The organism is Fluviicola sp., assembly GCF_029266855.1.
Classification (GTDB): domain Bacteria; phylum Bacteroidota; class Bacteroidia; order Flavobacteriales_D; family Crocinitomicaceae; genus Fluviicola.
The window spans coordinates 210656-227859 of sequence record NZ_JAQSWB010000003.1; the positions used below are offsets into that span (position 1 = coordinate 210656).

Here is a 17204-nt window from a genome sequence, read left to right on the forward strand (position 1 = left end):
CTTAGTATTCGTATTCGATTTCACATCCAATGTATTCCAGCTGTTTTTCAAGCAGTCGGCTCAAAGTACCACCGAGGGGCAGAGGGGCTTTCCAGACATCTGTGATTTTGTCTAAACTGACATCTTTGTAAAATTTGCTCAGGATTTCCCTTGCTTTTCCTGAATCGGTAATGTTACTTACAGTGAGAAGATACTTTCCGAATGGGATTTGTTCTTCGGAACAATCCAAACCGGCTTGTTTGTAGGTGGCTAATTTTTCCTGAAGTGTTGCGTAGTTGACTGATTCGTCGAGCAGAACTGGAAGATTAGCGTGAATTTCTGCGAGTACTTCCGTCGGCATGCCGATTTCGCTGACCAAAAAGTTGGTCTGGGAAGTATTCGTCAGGTCAAAGTTATCCAGGAGAATACGAAACCTGGAATAGCTCTGATTGTAGATCTTAACCTCGTGCTGGGATCGGTAGCGTGTGAGAAACTGGTTCATTTGTTCGTAGGTTAAGTTGCGAACCCATTTTGTTTCTCCCTCAGGAATGGTAATTTCCTGATTTTTGAAGAGGTTAATTAACTTCAAGCGGTCATTTTCTGATTCTGCAGTGAATTCAATGGTGTACAAATCCATTTTCGGGTTACTTGCAATCACTTCGGCATCTACGCGTTTTTGCAAGCTTTCTGCTGTGGCCATAGATACTCCACCCAAAACCACGCATGGTTCCTGGAGCAAGAGTTGCAGAGATTCACTTTCATCGCAGCCCAGAAATTCTGACAGCTGTTTGTTAACGGTGCTTAATTTCACCGGATCATTGATGTGGATGGCGATATCAAGGGATTCTGTGGACAGAGGTGCTTTTTCATTCACATTTTGTATCTGAACTTCCAGCCCGAGTTCTGTTAAAATGGTGAATGCCTTTTCTGCCAGCGTTTCATCTGCATTGTCCAAAAAGACAGCAGGCGCATTGTAAAGAATTTTGAATAATAACTCCTGATTGATTTCAAATGCTTGGGAAAGCGCTTTGATAATTTTAGGGGTTGCCGTACCAACGGAAAGGATGATAATTCGTTTCACGATTCGATTTATAATGGTTAATAATAGGTTGTTTTTGCAGCTTTTTCTTTTACCGATTTGCTACCTTACAAAGATAAGAAATCTTTATTGATCTACCAAACTTTTTTGCAATTATTTTGATTATAATTTAATCTTTTTTATTAAATAATCAATATTTACAGGGATTTAAGGATGTAAAATAATTAATATTTATTGATTAGTTTTTAATCAAATCGAATTATTCTTCTATTTTCAATAGATCGATTTTAATCAAAAAAAAGCAGGAGAGTAAATTTTACTCTCCTGCCGGAATGCATCTATTTTTAGCCTTTTTACAATCCCAACCTGGATTTTAAATCACTGTATGAAGAACGTGAGATCGGAATGCTTGTACCGCTCTTTAAAATGGCAACGTAACTGTTTTTCTCGTAGGATTCGATTTTAGTTAATTCGTTTACATTCATAATATACGAGCGGTGGATCCGGATGAATTGATCTTTGGGTAGAACCTGTTCGAAGTGATTCATTGTTTGTTTCTTCAATACATATTTTTTCCCCTGATAGATTTTCACGTAGTCATCATATGCTTCAATATAATCCACTTCATTGATCGGGATGATCTTGATCTCGGTTCCGTCTTTAACGACTATCCGGTTTTGCTCGTGAATTATTTGAAGCGGAATATCTTTTCTTGAATCAGGATTCAGTTCAATGTTCCTTTTTTTGCTGATCGCCGAATCAAAACGTTCTTCCGAAAATGGTTTTAACAAGTAATCCAGTGCATTTACTTCAAATGCTTTTAATGCAAATTCGTCAAAAGCGGTGGTGAAAATAACCGCCGGATTTTCCGATAGCAATTCCAATAATTCAAACCCGTTGATCTTTGGCATTTGAATGTCGAGGAACAACAAATCCGGTTTTGCTTCGGGAATTAGCTTCAATGCTTCAAATCCGTCATTTGCCTCTCCAACGAGAAGAATGTCCGTGTATTTTTGTAAATGCTTTTTAACAAGCTCTCTTGCCAGTGGCTCGTCGTCTACAATGAATGCCTTAATCATTTCGGGATCAAAATTTTAGTAATGAATAGCTTATCTTGTTTTTCGGTGGTTAACAGATCGTATTGATTAAAGAGCAGCATGAGTCTGCGTTTGATACTTGTGAGTCCAAATCCTTTTCCGGCTTTGTATTGCGTGAAATCTGAATCAAAAGGATTTCTTACTTCGATCAGCAAACCATTTTCCTGGTGTTTCACGCCGACATAAATAACAACTTCTTCGGTAGAGCCGTATAATCCGAATTTAATCGCATTCTCAATAACAGGCTGAAGCAGCAGAGGAGGTACCAATGTCTGCATACAGCCTTCATCAATGTCGAATTCGGTTTTCAAACGATGTCCGAAACGGATCTTCTCGATTTCAAGATAGCGTTTTACCTGCTCGATTTCTTCTGCGATCGGCACTAAGGTTTGGATGTCTTTGCGCAGGGTTCCGCGAAGGAAATCACTTAATAATAAGATCATCCGGTTGGCTTCCTTCGGATTTATTTCAGTCAAAGCTCCTATTGAATTCAGACTGTTGAACAAGAAATGGGGCTGTAACTGCTGATGAATATTGTCCAGCTCTGCTTTGGTCAATGCGCGTTCCTGTTCGATAAGCTGCTGATGAACCTGTGACTGGATCTGTTGATTTTTATTTATCCACCAATACAAACTCACCGAAATGAGAATAAAGAAAACGATAAAGGCCCGTGCTCCTTCAAAGGGGCGAATGTATTCTGTCCATCTTTCATTCCCTAAGACCAGTTTGAATGCGCTGTTAATCAAAAGTTGGTAAATTGCTGTTAAAACCAATACCAAACCGAAATTGTAAAAATTAACTGGTCTTTTTGCATGGGAATAAGTCTGAATGAAATACAGGATCTGCGAAATAATCGAAATGATCAGTCCGGAAAAAAGTGAATCCTTCCAGGCAATATCAACCGGAAAACGATTCACTAACAGTAAAAAGAAGAGTACAAGACTTGCAATCACCGTCCAAACGATGAAAAGTAACTGCACTTTTGTACTGGTTCTTAAAAACATGTGCTTTATTTACTGAAACTGTTTACTTCAATTCCTCCGAACATACAGGTTCCTCTGAGTACCATGACTTTGGTTTGTTCACCGGCATCTCTTTGGTACTGTGGGCGTTTATCTTCGAATGATCCAAAGATGCTGGCAACTTCAGAAATTACTTCCCAGTTATTGGGGATCGTTAAAGTTGTTCCGCCGAAAACATTGGTTACATCAACTACGATCCGATCCTGAAAGTCTGCCTGCGAGAGATTTACGTCGGTTCCGCCGAAGAAAGAAACGATGTCAGCACCTTTGAAATTCTTGCTTACGACCGTTTTTGTAATGCCGCCAAAAAAGCTGACACTGTCGATGAAATCTTCTTCGTTCACATTGTAAGCGGCATAACCTCTTTTATGAGCTTCGTGGATGTGTTTCCAGTTTTCCTTTGAAAATCGCTGTCTTCTTTTGTTCTGTCCGCATTTCCTGTTTTTTGAAAAAACAATAAACAGACCGATGAGGATTAGTGCGATCGGGAAAATAATTTTGCCATTAATTAAATTCGGATACCATTCTGCCAAAAGGAAAAGTTTACCAACAATGATAAGCAGGTATCCATGAAATTTTCTGAATTTGTGTTTGATCAGTACAATGATCCCGATTACGATAAGGATCATTTGCCAGCTAAGTAAGTAAGATGGGATTTCGTAACCCAATTGTTTCAATAAGTAAACTACTCCAAAGAAAACAATGGCTAATCCACCTGCAATTTTTCCGCGACGATGACTTTTTTGTGCTTTTAAAATTTCGTGTTCGATTTCCGTGCGAATATCTGTTTCCATAATCTGAAAGATTTATGCAGCAAAGTTAAGAGACTAATCAGGAGTTGAATAATCAAAATCGGTCAACGGTGGACGAAAATCGGTTAACGCATGTATTTCCAGTCTTTTGATTTTCCTTCGAGCAGGTTTTCAAGGGTTTGCTGTAACCTTCGCTGCCTGGTTTCTTCCCGTTTAGCTTCAGTTATCCAATTGATGTATTCTCTTTGGTGGGAAGGTGGAAAGGAATCAAATGACGTTTTGGCTTTGGGATTTTTTTCGAGTAGTTCGACTAATTCCGAAGGAATTTCTGCAAGCGGTTTTTTAAACTTCGGATTTAGTTCACGGGGTATTGCTCCCTGCTCAATTAAGGACATTGCTTCCAATATATAAGCACCCAAATGTTCGCGTTTTGGCAGATCATCCAGTGAGGTGATCTTTCCCAGGCTACCCATTCCTCCTTCTGTAGAACGTTTGAAAATCCCATGCGGATCACTCATCTGAGAATGAAGCCAGAACCCGAAGGAACAGTGTTCTTTAAAAGAAGCTGTACTGCACAGGTTTTTACCGCGGTACATAAAATAGGGCATGCTCCATTTCATTCCTTCTTCAACATCGGGGCAGAAATCATGAACCAATTCCCTCAGGTAATTCATGATCGGTTGTGCAAAATCCGCTGATTTTGAAATGTATCGGGTTATTCTTTCATCGCGCCGTTTCATTCGTGTCCTTTTTTCGAATTAAAAAATAAGCAAGGTAACCTATCGGGATAAATACCAGGAAACTGGTGATCCACATCCATTTCGGGTGCGGGAATATGAACAATTGAATAAGTGTCAGAGCGTTCAGAACACCAACCACTGCAAGCATGGGCTTTGGAGAATTTCTTCCTGAAATGTAAGTGCTGACAATTGCGGCAACGAAAGCGGAAATGATCCAGTTGATAACAACCGTCACCTTGGAACCTAAGGAAACATCATTTTCGATATAATCAGCCATTAAGGTATGGTCTGTGGGGACCGGTGTTTCTACCGGGAAAACATACGTTGACAAAGCCTCACCAAGAGCTATGAATAATCCTCCGATAATAATTCCTGTTACAATTGCTAGTGTTCTTCGTTTCATGATTCGATTCTTTGTAGTAAATATAAGAAAAAGCGACAGCTTTTGAAGACTGAGATACGACAAACGTCAGTGCGGAAGTATCGATGGATAAGCGCTAGTCCGCCGCGACGAAAAGACCAAAATTACGATCCCGGACGTCCGGGATCAGTGCGGAAATAATTTAGGCGCGCTAGTTCGTTAAAACGCGAATTCTATAACTTTTGAAGACCAAATCACGATCCGTCAGCTGACGGATTAGTGCCGAAGTGTCGAGGGATAAGCGATCAACCGGGCCTAATCGCTGGCATCACTATTGTAAGAATAAAATTTAAAGATAAATTTGAAAAGGGTTCTTAGTATTTTGTACCCGAATTAATTTTTAGCGTTAGAACAAAAACTGAAAAATGATCAAGCTGTATTTTATTGCCGTCCTCTTATTTGTGTGCGCATGTACCTATAACCAGGCGCAAACCGCTCAACTAAATGCCAGTGAACCCCAAGAGATGCCTGTTGAATCTGATTATGATTCAAGCCGTTTTTTGCAGGTGCTGCCGCGACAGATCGAATCGCTTAAGAATTATATCAAAAGTAAAGGGTCGGTCTATTCGAACCGGAAGGCCATTTTGATCGATATGAAGATTCCATCCAACTATTATCGTTTGTTTGTAGTGGATTTAAAAACCAATAAAGTGATTTCCAAAGGACTTTGTGCACATGGTTCGGGATCGGAAATTGCCGGTACAGATTCTCTCCAGTTCAGCAATATTCCGAATTCCTATATGACTTCGCTTGGTTTGTATAAGATCGGCAGTTCATACCAGGGTAGTTTTGGAAAATCGTATAAGCTGGCAGGATTGGAGAAATCAAATGATAAAGCAGCGGCAAGAGCAATTGTACTGCACCGGTATAGCTGTGTTCCAGATGAAGAACAGTATTATCCTATCTGCAACAGTTTGGGTTGTGCCATGTTATCGGAGAATTATTTCGAAGAGTTGATCCCGATTATTGATAACGAACCGAAACCAATGATTATGAAGATTTATTATTAATTACGAATGATAATTAATTAGATCTTCTTTAACGTTTCCTTAATTTCCTTCATAAAGTCCGAAGCGAATACAAAATCATTGATTTCCGGGTTATCAGTCGTAATGATGGATTTACGGTCTCCCTGCCACCAGTTTTGGCCCTGATTAATGAAAGTTACGTTGTCACCGATTTCGATTACAGAATTCATATCATGAGTGATCACAATGGTTGTGATATCGTATTCGTAGGTGATTTCACGGATCAGGTTATCAATAAGAATGGAGGTTTGAGGATCTAAACCCGAATTCGGCTCATCACAGAATAAATATTTCGGGTTCATGGAAATTGCACGGGCAATAGCAATCCGTTTCTGCATTCCCCCGGAGCATTCTGCCGGATACAAACCGTTTTTACCAGTAAGGTTTACCCGTTCCAGGCAAAAATCCACGCGTTCCTGCATTTCCTTCTTGCTCATTTTGGTAAACATGGTCAAGGGAAACTTAATATTCTGTTCAACGGTCATGGAGTCAAAAAGTGCTGAACCCTGGAAAAGCATCCCGATTTCCTGTCTGATCTCCTTGCGTTGTAGGCGGTCCATTTTTGTAAAATCTCTTTCGTCGTAGAGAATCTGTCCGGAATCTACTTCATGCAGACCCACAATACATTTTGCAAGTACGGATTTCCCGGATCCGGATTGACCGATGATGAGGTTTACTTTTCCCTTCTCAAAGGTTGCGCTGACATCTTTCAGGATTTGGTTATCACCAAAAGTTTTATTGACATTGATAACTTCGATCATTACAGCAAGAACATTTGGGTTAGGAAGAAATTCGCGATCAAAATCGCAACACTTGCACTTACTACAGCTTCTGTAGAAGATTTACCCACGTCCAAAGATCCGCCTTTGGTGTAATAACCTTTGAAAGACGCGATGGAAGTGATTAAGAATGCAAAGACAACCGTTTTAGTCAAAGCGTAAACAATATCACTGTCTCTATAAAAGAAACGAATCCCGTAAATGTATGTTTCAGTTGATGAAAGTCCGGATAGTTTCAGGGATAACCAGCCTCCGATCAAACTTAAACCGATAGAGAAAATAATCAATACCGGAAAGAAGATCATTGCAGAAGTTACTTTTGGAAGAACCAGGTAACTTAAGGAATTTACGCCCATGATTTCCAGGGCATCAATTTGTTCCGTAACCCGCATGGTTCCTACTTCAGATGCAATATTCGAACCCACTTTTCCTGCCAGGATCAGGGAGATAATAGTTGGTGAGAACTCTAAGATGGTAGAAGAACGGGTGATATATCCGACGGTATATGCCGGAAGAAGCGGGTTGTCCATATTCGAAGCAGTCTGCAATGCAATTACAGCTCCCATAAACGCAGACATCAATGCAACAATTGGAATAGATTTTACTCCAATCAATTCCATCTCTTCAAAAAACCGTCTACGGAATATTTTCCATTTTTCTGGCTTAGAAAACACGATGTACATCATCATGAAATACTTGCCAATGTTTTGTATTATCCCCATTTCGGATATAAAGTTAAAAGAAATATGTTTTCAAGCGAATTCAAAATGCAAAATGTAGAATTCAAAATTTTCAGTTGTTCACTTTTGAATGTTCTTTTTGAATTTTACCTTTTGAATTTTGCATTAAAAAATGCCGTTTCTTTGTAGCGTTGGAAGCAAAATTGACAAAAAAAGAAAAGTATATTCAGCAGCTGAAAGCCTATTTGCCAAGTGGTTTCGAGGTAATGGTGGCGGATTTGCTGCTTAGTCATCCCGTGCGTTTTGCAATTACCAATCCGAGAACCACCAAACTGGGTGATTACCGGGCTCCGCAGCAGGGAGAAACCTTTCATCGGATTTCGGTAAATGGAAATTTAAATCCGTACAATTTTTTGATTACAACCCTGCATGAGTTTGCGCATTTGCGTGTGTACATCCAATTCGGATTCCGGATCAAACCACATGGTGAGGAATGGAAAGCTGAATTCCGGAGCTTATTGTGGCCGGCCATTCAGACAGGGTTACTTCCCAAGGATATTGAGATTGCCCTGATGACCAGTTTAACCAATATGAAAGCGTCTTCCTGCACGGATACACAATTGTCGCGTGTTTTGAGACAATACGACAAACGCGAGGGCGGGGAGATAATTCTTGAAGAGATTCCAAAAAATGCTACTTTTGTTTTGCAGGGAAAAACCTTTGTGAAAGGAGAGTTAAGACGTACACGCTTTTTATGTACCGAAGTGCCTTCGAAACGTCAGTTTTTAATTCATTCTCTTGCTACTGTTCAACTTTTAGAAAACATACATGAAAGATAATTATTGCGTTATCATGGCTGGTGGAATCGGAAGCCGGTTCTGGCCTATGTCAACTGTTCAACGTCCGAAGCAATTTTTAGATGTCCTGGGAATAGGTAAATCATTGTTGAGAATGACCTTCGAACGCTTATTGCATATTGCCCCGGCTGAAAACATCTATATTGTTACCAATGCAAATTACTTTTCTTTGGTGAAAGAACAGCTTCCCGAGTTAAGCGACGGTCAAATTCTGACTGAACCGGAAAGAAAGAATACTGCTCCATGCATTACTTACGCCGCCGCCAAAATATATGCGATCAACCCAAATGCAACCTTGGTTGTAGCACCTTCCGATCATTTGATCCTGAAAGAAGATAAATTCACCGAAATAGTGAATACGGCTATTGCAACTGCTAATGAAAATGATCGTTTGGTTACTTTGGGAATCAAACCTACGCGCCCCGATACGGGTTACGGCTACATCGAATTCGTTGAGGACGGGGATATTCTTCCGGGCCAGGTGAAAGATGTGAAGCATTTTACCGAGAAGCCGAATCGCGAATTGGCTGAGATTTTCCTTAGAAGCGGAAATTATTACTGGAACTCCGGAATCTTTATCTGGAGAGCAAAAACAATTCTAAATGCTCTGGAGAAATTCAAACCGGAATTGTTCCATTTGTTCACGGATGAATCTGCCAAGTATAACACTCCGGAAGAACAGGCCTATGTGAATGCTTCATTTGCTGCCTGCGAAGATATTTCGATCGACTTTGCAGTAATGGAAAATGCGAAGAACGTAGATGTAGTATTGTCAAATTTCGATTGGTCCGATTTGGGAACCTGGGGAAGTTTGTATTCGCATCTTGAAAAGGATTACAACGGGAATGCTGTTATCGGGGACAATGTACATATGATCAACTCTGAAAATTGCATTGTAAACTTGCCAAACGATAAATTGGCTTTGATCCAGGGCCTGGAGAATTATATCATTGTCGAATCGGACAATATGTTAATGATCCTGAATCAGCACGATGAACAGAACTTAAAGAAATACATGGCTCCGATGGAAGAATCGAGCCCGGCATTTTTTCCGAAATAATTTTAATGAAAAAACACGTAGGGCCGAGATTAATCTCGGCCCTACGTGTTTTTTGTAAAGGTTGGTTTACGGTCTGTTATTGTATTCGCGAAGTAAGTCGAAATAGCTTAAAGTTTCCATCACTACTACTCCGCCTGTGGTGTCTCCGTATTTTGCAGGAATTGCTCCTGAATAAACCATCACATATCCCAATGCTGCACTCGGTACATTCTGAACATCATTCATTTTTACTCCGTCGATGTAGTTGATCACGTCTCCTTTTCTTGCTCCGCGGAAGATCAGTTGTCCGTCATCAGATAGTTTTACATCAGAAGAAATAGAAGTGATCATTTGTTTTGCATCAAATTTATTTGCCATGTGTTTGATGTCTTTCGCTGTTAGTTTAATTTCAGGAGTTACACCTAATCTTAAACTTGGAAGCCCAGCATAGATGACCGGTCCACCAGTAATTTCATTAACTTTTGTCTGAACTACAACTCCGGTATTTCCATAACCATCGGGAGCCACATCTACCATATCCGGAGCAATAGTTGTGTCACCTTCCGCCGTAATAAAAAATACTTTATAGCTTCCTGCCGGAATAGCAGAGATCCGAAAGCGACCTTCTTCATTGGTGTTTGCCCCGAAAACCTGTTCACCTCTTGTGGTGACAACCCGAGCACCGTAAACCCCTTCTTTTTTGTCTGCGTCTACAAACGTTCCGATAATATCTCCAAATGTGTTTTGTGCGAAAGTTATTCCTGTAAGAAATAAGGTTGCGATAAATGTGATTGTTTTCATGATCTAAATATTAATTGATTTCTATAGAGATACAGGAGTTATAGAAATTCCATAAATGAACATGAAAAAAATAAAATGGGTGTAAACATGTAGGGGACGCGATTAATCGCGTCCCCTACATGTTTTTTATTTCTTCTAAGGATTACAATGATTCTGCAACCACTTCTTTAACATCCGGTAAATGCTGTTTCAATAAGTTTTCGATTCCACCTTTCAATGTTGCCGTACTGGAAGGACAACCTGAACAAGCACCGCGAAGCGCAACAGTTACAGTTCCTTCTTCAAATCCTACGAAATCGATTGCGCCGCCATCACCTTCTACTGCCGGACGAACATATTCATCCAATAGAGAACGGATCGCATCATCGTATTCTGACGGGGCGTATTCTTTGGCTGGTTTTGCATCGTCACCGCTTGCTTTTGGTTTTGCAACAGGCATTTGAATTAAAATGTCTTTTCCTTCAACGATCCAGTTTTTAATGAACTCGCGTAGTTCCATCGTTACGAAATCCCACGAAATCGTATCGTTTTTAGCAACGGTCACAAAATTTGCCGTGATGAAAACGGTTTTAACGAATGGAAAATGAAATAATTCTTCTGCTAATGGTGAATATCCTTTGGCTTCTGCGCCGGAATGAAATTCAACCGACTCCCCGTTAATAAGCAAATATTTGTTTGCTACGAATTTCATCGTGTTTGGATTGGGGGTCATTTCAACGTATACTGTAACTGGAACTGATGTCATGATGTTTGTCTGTTTATTTTTACAAAGATAGTTCAAATTGAAAATGTAGAATTGAAAATTGAAAAGGGAATGAAATAAGTTAGAAAGTTTAACAAGCAATAGTCATTTTTTGATGAAAACCGAACGTTCATTTTTTCAATTTTCAATTATTCCGAAGGTTCCACATGCACCAAAACATCTTCGATCTCAGGGATTTCATCCATTAAGTATTTTTTCAGATTGTGAGAGATAGTATGTCCTTCGTGAACACTTAGTTTTCCATCAACATGAATGTGCAGATCTACCCAATAGCGCATTCCGGATTTTCGAACCCAGCACTTTTCAGTTGTATGGATTCCATCAACTTCTTTTGCTTTCTCACGGATTACCGAAATAAATTCATCATGAACGTGTTCGTCCATGATTTCTCCCAATGCGGGCCGGAATATTTTGTAAGCATTGTAAAATATGATCAATGATGCAACCAGGGCTGCCCAATCGTCGGCTTGTGCCCAGGTGTCTCCCATGTAAACCGCAATTGCGATTCCGACAAAAGCACAGGCAGAAGTAATTGCGTCGCTTCGGTGATGCCATGCGTCAGCCTGTAATGAAGTGCTTCCTACTTCTTTCCCCGATTTGGAAACGAAGCGAAAGAATAATTCCTTGACAATAATGATTCCCCCAATAAACCAAAGTGTGTAAGAAGCTGGCGCTTTGTGAGGAGTTTGTATGTTGTGAATACTTTCAATAATAATCAATGTGGCAGAAGCGACCAGGAATCCCACGACCACAAAGGTGATTAAGGGTTCTACTTTTCCGTGTCCGTATGGATGATTTTCATCCGGTGGTCGTCTTGCATAACGAAAACCCACAATTACCAAAGCAGAAGCAAAAACATCGCCTGTGGATTCGATCGCATCGGCAATTAAAGCATAAGAATTACCGAAATAGCCGACCAAACCCTTTACAATGGCCATAATGAAATTGCCAACTAAACTGAACCAGGCAGTTTTTTCTGCTTTTTCGTGGTTAACACTCATTTCTCAGAGTCTTTGCAGTTCTTACAAATTCCGGAAATAGTAAAAAAGCTCTCTTCTGACTGAAATCCTCCGGGAAGAGCAAAGGAAGGAATCACCTGGTCAAGGCAGGTCAGTTCACCGCAAATTCTGCAGCTGAAATGAATGTGCTCATGATCGTGCTGATGATTGTGATTACAGGAATTGCAGGCAGCGTAATTTACAACGCCATTTACATTGACGATTTTGTGAATTAAACCGTCATCCAGTAAGCGATCCAATACCCTGTAAATAGTCACCCGGTCGCACAAGCCATTCAATTTGTGCTGGATAGCAGGTTGAGACAACGCCACGTTTGAATCGTTAATGAGTTCCAGAATAGCACTTCTGGCTGCTGTGTTTCTTGTTGTCTTCATTTTGAATTTCAGGATAACAAAAGTACGAAGTTTAATCCTTGGCATTTCAAGTTAATTGTTTTTTATGAATTTATCCGTACTTCTTTTTTCGTACTTTTGATTTCGATGAAACAAATACTTCAAATAGGAATGATTGTGGTAGTACTGATGGGAACCATCGGGATTCCATTTTATCAGCACACCTGTTTGCATGAAAACCGGGTGTTACAATCTGTTTTTGTTCCGTCGAATGAATGCTCCGAAGAGCATTTGAAAACCGAAACACCGGATTGTTGTGCAACTAAGCAAACGACCACGTCTTCCAATGAAGAAACAATTTCTGATAATTGCTGCCTCGATGAGGTTTCGAATTGGCAATTCTCTTTTTTCTTCTTCCAGGATGTGCATCCGATCTTTTCAGAATCTTTGGAAGAGCTTTCCGTTCTTTCATTCTTTTCGCATTTCGAAGTACTTTGGGTAAACGAAGATAAAGAGTTGTTTTCAGGATCCGATCCACCCACCTTAACGATTCTCGAACGATTAACTCATTTGTGTATTTGGCGTCTGTGATTCTCTTCCTTTTTTTGAAAAAAAGTGAAGTCGAATTAAACGTTAAAAACAATGAAGTATATTCTATTCGGGTTTTTCCTGTTTTTTCTTTCTTACAGTCAGGCCCAGCTTCAGGGGATTGTATTTGGAATTAAGGATGGTGGAAAAATCCCGCTTAAACAAGCAAAAGTAATTTTAAGAAAAGCTCAAACCCGGGTGTTCACAGAAGAGAACGGACGATTTGAGATGATACTGCCGAAAGATCTGCCGGATATGCTGGTGATTTCTGCTCCCGGCTATGAAACAGATTCCGTTCCGGTAACAAAAAATGACCGCTTCGCAGGCCTGGAGGTCTTCCTTTTTGAGGTAGACGAATTGGATGAGGTGATCATCGAGTTCAAACAAGATTCCAAAACTTTTTCACGCTTAAAACCTCTCCAGGTGGAAAATCTGGGGGAAGGAGAATTGAAAAAGGCAGCTTGCTGTAATTTGTCCGAATCTTTTGAAACCAATGCCACGGTAGATGTGAATTTCACTGACGCCGTTTCCGGTGCAAAGAAGATCCAGTTATTAGGATTGGACGGAGTTTACACTCAATTACAAATGGAAAACATACCGTTTCTAACAGGTTTGGAAAGCAGTTTCGGATTGAATTCTGTTCCGGGAACCTGGGTCGAATCCATCCAAATTACCAAAGGAACCGGTTCTGTAGTGAATGGTTATGAATCCATGGCCGGATTGATCAATGTTGAATTTCGCAAGCCGACAACCATGCAGCGTGTTTTCGTAAACGGTTACGGATCCAGCCTCGGAAGAGCAGAGCTGAACGTTCATGGCGGACAAATCATCAATGATAAATGGAGCACAGGAAGCTTTGCCCACGTCTCAACCCTTCAAAGTGAATGGGATAATAACAAAGATGGTTTTCGGGACGCGCCTTTGAGTAAATCGGGTTCCTTCATGAACCGCTGGGATTATCAGGGGAAAAAGTTTGAAACCAAATTCGGTGTAAACGGATATTACGATCAGCGATTGGGAGGACAGCTTTATGGAGTCGCAAACAGGTACAAAGCGGAAACAACAAATCAGCATGCGGAGTTTTTTGCAAAAACTGGTTTCTTATTCCCAAACAAACCGTACCACAGTTTAGGTATCGTCTACCAATTCAAATACCATCAATCCGACGGATTGTATGGCCTGAGAGATTTTGGGGGAAGAGAACTTCGCGGGTATATCAATGCAATTTTCGATGGTATTTTCGGAACAACAGCACATAAATACAAAGTGGGAATCTCGGCCGTCGGACAGGATTTACAGCAGCACATTGATTCGGTAAACTTTAACCGGAATGTGATAACACCGGGAGCTTTCCTTGAGTATACGTACACGGGAACGCGATTGGTATTGGTAGCAGGGATGCGTGCAGACTACCAGACTGCTTTCAGTGATCAGACCGAAAAATTCCAGTTTTCACCACGTGTTCACGCAAAATATACTTTGGATGAATTTACAGATCTTCGCGTTACAACCGGGAAAGCCTGGAGATTACCGACGATTGTGATGGATAATTCGTCCTTAATGGCTACTTCAAAAGCCTGGATCGTAAACAGCAGTAACGAACAGGAAGAAGTTTGGAACTCGGGAATCTCAGTGATCCGGACCATGAGATGGTGGAATCGGGCAGCGAGTATTTCAGCGGATTTCTATCATGCGCGGTTTACGAAACAACTGATCATTGATCGCGAACAATCAACGGATTCTATTTTCTTCGGATTTCAGCGAAATGTTTCGAGAAGCAGTACGTTCCAAACAGAGCTGAGCTTTATGCCCTGGAAAGCGATTACTTTCCGTTTAGCATATAAATTCCTGGAAGTAAAGGCCAATTATGCCGGAAGTTTGAGACAGCAGGTAATGATTCCGCAGCACCGGGGCTTGTTTAATGTGGCCTTCGCGAGCAGAAATAAGAAATGGGAGGTTGATGGTACGATTTCTGTATACAGTCCAATGCGTTTGCCGGATGTTACTTTACCGGACGGATCGCGTTTAACGAATGAGAAGAGTAAAGCGGTACCGGTTGGATTGGCACAGATTACACGTCACTTCAAAAACTGGGACGTATATGTAGGAGGAGAGAACCTGTTTAACTTCACACAGAAGAATCCGATAATCAGTTCGAATAATCCGTATGACCCGACTTTCGATGCAACACGCGTGTGGGCATCTGTAATGGGGACAGTAGTTTATGCAGGTTTTCGATATGAAATTAAAAGAAAAACAGAAAAAAAGTGAGAGTCAACCACTACGGATTGACAAAGTTTTAAATTAGAATAATATGAAAAGTAGTTTATTATTATTAGCCCTTTTGTTTGTAAGCAGTCTTGGATTTAGTCAAAAAACAAGCGCTAAAACAGAAACAGTAGTCATTATGACAAGTGCCGAATGCGGTGAATGCAAAGAGCGTATTGAAGGATCTTTGAATTATACAAAAGGTGTCAAATTCGCAGAATTAGATGTAGATTCTCGAAAACTGACCGTTAAATTCAAAAATGACGTGATTACTTTGGAAGAGATTAAAAAGCAGGTTTCACTTCTTGGTTACAACGCAGATGAAGTACTTGCAGATCCGATCGCATTTGAAAAACTTCCGGCTTGCTGCAAACCGAATGGAATGGAGCATAAAGAACATGGCGGACATTGATTTGACCGAATAGTTATATCCAAATAAAATTCGAGCCTCGTGCTCTTCGCGTGCTTCGTGGTTGAATGAACCATTAAGACCACGAGGATCACGAGGTTTTTTATTTCTGTTACCCGCCGATTTTGAATGAAGCATTACTGATCATCAGCAGAATCAATAAGGGAAGAACTAAAAGTATACTAGTCTGTGCCATGTCGATCAGAAGGGATTTCATTTGCCTGCTTTTAGCGTGTTTTACTATAAGTGCAATGTTCGTCCATAGCCAGAACAAACCAACGGAAACAGCACTGGTAATTAAATGACCCAAACCATTCAGGTAATCGTGCTGAAGCATAAGTGAGAATATGAAACAAACAATGACACTGGCCAGATAGACCATAATTACAGGAAGAATCAATTTGTTGTTTGCTTGGTTTATCAATCGATGAAACCAGATAATACACCCGGTAAAAGCGATGAGGTTCAGAAGAATAGCCATGGTTGTTTTAAAAGATTAAAACTAATTAAAATTTTATTAGTGTAAATTAGAAACGATATATTCGCTTATAAGTTGCTCTATAATGACAGATTTTTCCACACTTCATGATTATGTGATGTCACTTCCGGAAATAACGGAAGAGCCTCATTTTGAAAAGAGATCTTACCGGGTGAAAAAGAAAATAGTCGCTACTGTAAGTACGGATGAAGGCTTTTTTGTTGTCAAACTGACACCGGTTCAACAATCTTTATTTTGCAAATGGGATGAAAGTGCCTGCCACCCGATTCCGAACAAATGGGGGCTTCAGGGCTGGACCAGGGTTTATTTTGAGAAGGTAGATCCAGACTTTTTAAAAGACATTGTGAAGACTTCCTATTCGAATGTGGCTCCGAAAAAACTGGTGGATTTGATTGACTAAAATTCTGCTTTAGAGTCCTAGTTTTTTATAACCTTCGAATACTTTTGTTGTTTCGAAGTAGTATGTTTTCTTTTTACCTTCAACTTTCACGTCCATTCGATCGCATAACCCATCTTTACGGTCAATACTTTGTTCTTGTAATTTTGCATCCAACATCTGGAGAATAAAATATTCTTCAGTTACTTGAACAACTGGCCAGGCCGTAGCACAAGTTTGGCCATCTCCGTTTTTTACGATAGAGTTTAACAGCCCGAATTGAATGGTTTTGTATTTGCTTGCATTCACTGTATCGCCAATATTTTTGTAAGTCTGACGTAAAATTTTGTGTGCCATCATATCAGTATAGTCAATACTCAGAATTTGTTTTGTAAGGTTGATAATTTCCTGTGAATTGGAATTTCTCATTTGAGTATACATCTCTTTTTTGAGACTGTCCATTTCTTTGGATTTCCCGCTTGCAATTATGAATTGTTCGCTTTCAATAAAACTATAACGAAAATCCTGGTAATTGATATTTGTTTCGCCGGCTTCTAATTTTTTCACCGATTCAGAGTATTTATCTTTGAAAGTTGGGATGACTATTTCAACTGAATTTTGGCCGAAGGAAAGAAAATTTACAAACAATAAGCCAACTAGTAGTAATTGATTTTTCATGGTTTTGTTATTTCGGGATGAAGATATGGAAGTTTGAC

The 17204-nt window shown here is 40.1% G+C and carries 21 protein-coding genes; 7 read left to right on the top strand and 14 right to left on the bottom strand.

Annotated features, from left to right (window positions below):
* Position 1 precedes the first annotated feature (1 nt).
* The 6 genes from K0S23_RS09560 to K0S23_RS09585 form a co-directional block, all read right to left on the bottom strand.
* Complete coding sequence (locus K0S23_RS09560; protein WP_300356586.1) at positions 2 to 1060, bottom strand: hypothetical protein; 1059 nt, start codon at positions 1058 to 1060, stop codon at positions 2 to 4.
* Positions 1061 to 1371: 311 nt separating this feature from the next.
* Positions 1372 to 2097: a LytTR family transcriptional regulator DNA-binding domain-containing protein gene (locus K0S23_RS09565; protein WP_300356588.1), complete on the bottom strand. Its 726-nt coding sequence runs from the start codon at positions 2095 to 2097 to the stop codon at positions 1372 to 1374.
* Entirely contained in the window at positions 2094 to 3119 is a 1026-nt protein-coding gene (locus tag K0S23_RS09570) for a histidine kinase (RefSeq protein ID WP_300356590.1), read from the bottom strand. Before K0S23_RS09570 ends, K0S23_RS09565 begins: the two co-directional genes overlap by 4 nt.
* Before the next feature lie 5 nt (positions 3120 to 3124).
* Positions 3125 to 3931 (bottom strand): LiaF domain-containing protein, encoded by an 807-nt coding sequence (locus K0S23_RS09575; protein WP_300356592.1) that lies wholly within the window; start codon positions 3929 to 3931, stop codon positions 3125 to 3127.
* Between the two features lie 83 nt (positions 3932 to 4014).
* A complete protein-coding gene (locus K0S23_RS09580) occupies positions 4015 to 4629 on the bottom strand; it encodes a YdeI family protein (protein ID WP_300356594.1) in 615 nt (204 codons plus the stop codon).
* Positions 4613 to 5032, bottom strand: coding sequence for a hypothetical protein (locus tag K0S23_RS09585; protein ID WP_300356596.1), 420 nt, complete (start codon positions 5030 to 5032; stop codon positions 4613 to 4615). The genes K0S23_RS09580 and K0S23_RS09585 overlap by 17 nt, the downstream gene beginning before the upstream one ends.
* A 383-nt stretch (positions 5033 to 5415) precedes the next feature.
* Between K0S23_RS09585 and K0S23_RS09590 the strand changes: the two genes are divergently transcribed.
* The gene (locus K0S23_RS09590) at positions 5416 to 6060 is read left to right on the top strand and encodes a murein L,D-transpeptidase catalytic domain family protein (RefSeq protein WP_300356598.1); all 645 of its coding nucleotides are present in this window, start codon (positions 5416 to 5418) and stop codon (positions 6058 to 6060) included.
* 17 nt (positions 6061 to 6077) lie between these two features.
* Here K0S23_RS09590 and K0S23_RS09595 read toward each other — a convergent pair whose 3' ends face one another.
* Together K0S23_RS09595 and K0S23_RS09600 are read right to left on the bottom strand one after the other, a co-directional pair.
* Positions 6078 to 6839, bottom strand: a complete 762-nt coding sequence (locus K0S23_RS09595; RefSeq protein WP_300356600.1) for an ATP-binding cassette domain-containing protein — start codon at positions 6837 to 6839, stop codon at positions 6078 to 6080.
* Positions 6839 to 7477 carry an ABC transporter permease gene (locus tag K0S23_RS09600; protein WP_366944303.1) on the bottom strand — a complete coding sequence of 213 codons (639 nt, stop codon included), beginning with the start codon at positions 7475 to 7477 and terminating at the stop codon, positions 6839 to 6841. Before K0S23_RS09600 ends, K0S23_RS09595 begins: the two co-directional genes overlap by 1 nt.
* A gap of 263 nt (positions 7478 to 7740) precedes the next feature.
* On the opposite strand from K0S23_RS09600, the gene K0S23_RS09605 reads away from it, so the two are divergent.
* The gene (locus tag K0S23_RS09605; RefSeq protein WP_300356604.1) at positions 7741 to 8376 is read left to right on the top strand and encodes a sprT domain-containing protein; all 636 of its coding nucleotides are present in this window, start codon (positions 7741 to 7743) and stop codon (positions 8374 to 8376) included.
* Positions 8366 to 9454, top strand: coding sequence for a mannose-1-phosphate guanylyltransferase (locus K0S23_RS09610; RefSeq protein ID WP_300356606.1), 1089 nt, complete (start codon positions 8366 to 8368; stop codon positions 9452 to 9454). The genes K0S23_RS09605 and K0S23_RS09610 overlap by 11 nt, the downstream gene beginning before the upstream one ends.
* Positions 9455 to 9520: 66 nt before the next feature.
* On the opposite strand, the gene K0S23_RS09615 is transcribed toward K0S23_RS09610, so the two are convergent.
* The 4 genes from K0S23_RS09615 to K0S23_RS09630 all read right to left on the bottom strand — a co-directional run bounded on the left by K0S23_RS09615 (position 9521) and on the right by K0S23_RS09630 (position 12435).
* Positions 9521 to 10234 (bottom strand): carboxypeptidase-like regulatory domain-containing protein, encoded by a 714-nt coding sequence (locus tag K0S23_RS09615; protein WP_300356608.1) that lies wholly within the window; start codon positions 10232 to 10234, stop codon positions 9521 to 9523.
* 142 nt (positions 10235 to 10376) lie between these two features.
* On the bottom strand, positions 10377 to 10979 hold the full coding sequence (locus K0S23_RS09620) for a NifU family protein (RefSeq protein WP_300356610.1): 603 nt from the start codon (positions 10977 to 10979) through the stop codon (positions 10377 to 10379).
* Positions 10980 to 11125: 146 nt separating this feature from the next.
* The gene (locus tag K0S23_RS09625) at positions 11126 to 11998 is read right to left on the bottom strand and encodes a cation diffusion facilitator family transporter (protein WP_300356612.1); all 873 of its coding nucleotides are present in this window, start codon (positions 11996 to 11998) and stop codon (positions 11126 to 11128) included.
* Entirely contained in the window at positions 11995 to 12435 is a 441-nt protein-coding gene (locus K0S23_RS09630; protein ID WP_300356614.1) for a transcriptional repressor, read from the bottom strand. The genes K0S23_RS09625 and K0S23_RS09630 overlap by 4 nt, the downstream gene beginning before the upstream one ends.
* 60 nt (positions 12436 to 12495) lie before the next feature.
* Between K0S23_RS09630 and K0S23_RS09635 the strand changes: the two genes are divergently transcribed.
* The 3 genes from K0S23_RS09635 to K0S23_RS09645 are packed head-to-tail and all read left to right on the top strand — an operon-like array spanning position 12496 to position 15616.
* Complete coding sequence (locus K0S23_RS09635) at positions 12496 to 12939, top strand: hypothetical protein (protein ID WP_300356616.1); 444 nt, start codon at positions 12496 to 12498, stop codon at positions 12937 to 12939.
* Positions 12940 to 12990: 51 nt separating this feature from the next.
* The gene (locus K0S23_RS09640; protein WP_300356617.1) at positions 12991 to 15207 is read left to right on the top strand and encodes a TonB-dependent receptor plug domain-containing protein; all 2217 of its coding nucleotides are present in this window, start codon (positions 12991 to 12993) and stop codon (positions 15205 to 15207) included.
* A gap of 43 nt (positions 15208 to 15250) precedes the next feature.
* Positions 15251 to 15616, top strand: coding sequence for a heavy-metal-associated domain-containing protein (locus K0S23_RS09645; protein WP_300356619.1), 366 nt, complete (start codon positions 15251 to 15253; stop codon positions 15614 to 15616).
* Positions 15617 to 15725: 109 nt separating this feature from the next.
* On the opposite strand, the gene K0S23_RS09650 is transcribed toward K0S23_RS09645, so the two are convergent.
* Positions 15726 to 16094, bottom strand: a complete 369-nt coding sequence (locus tag K0S23_RS09650; protein ID WP_300356621.1) for a hypothetical protein — start codon at positions 16092 to 16094, stop codon at positions 15726 to 15728.
* 82 nt (positions 16095 to 16176) lie between these two features.
* On the opposite strand from K0S23_RS09650, the gene K0S23_RS09655 reads away from it, so the two are divergent.
* Positions 16177 to 16512, top strand: a complete 336-nt coding sequence (locus K0S23_RS09655) for an MmcQ/YjbR family DNA-binding protein (protein ID WP_300356623.1) — start codon at positions 16177 to 16179, stop codon at positions 16510 to 16512.
* Positions 16513 to 16521: 9 nt separating this feature from the next.
* Here K0S23_RS09655 and K0S23_RS09660 read toward each other — a convergent pair whose 3' ends face one another.
* The gene (locus tag K0S23_RS09660; RefSeq protein ID WP_300356625.1) at positions 16522 to 17166 is read right to left on the bottom strand and encodes a DUF4919 domain-containing protein; all 645 of its coding nucleotides are present in this window, start codon (positions 17164 to 17166) and stop codon (positions 16522 to 16524) included.
* Positions 17167 to 17204 lie beyond the last annotated feature (38 nt).